Here is a 393-nt window from a genome sequence, read left to right on the forward strand (position 1 = left end):
TGGTGACACTGTCCAGATCCAGATCTCGCTTCAAGCCATACTGAATCGTATTGCCGGTCTTGCTGACCGTTAAGTTGCTTTCGCCTGTCACCGTACCAATATCAACCACATCGCCCGCTTTCACTGCGCCTGCCGTTGCACCATTGCTTTGTAACGTCCAGCCTTTGTCCAGCTCACTGATCGCGGCACCCACGTTATTTACGTCCGTACCGTTCACGGTATAGGTTGGCGCACTCACCGCACCGGTTGTGCTGTCATAGCTTGATCCACCGCCCAGATTGTTCGCTGTACTGGTTCCTAGCGCATCGGTCTTGTCATTCGCTGCTGTTGTCGCAGTTTGTAATTGACCCAGGTTCACAGCCTGATCTGCACTCACCGCATCCGCTACATTGC

1 pseudogene is annotated in these 393 nt (G+C 53.7%); it reads right to left on the minus strand.

Annotated features, from left to right (window positions below):
* A pseudogene (locus tag HUN22_RS17780) lies at nucleotides 1–393 on the minus strand (hemagglutinin); the annotation flags it as partial.

This window comes from Acinetobacter lactucae (assembly GCF_013344765.1).
GTDB lineage: Bacteria > Pseudomonadota > Gammaproteobacteria > Pseudomonadales > Moraxellaceae > Acinetobacter > Acinetobacter lactucae_A.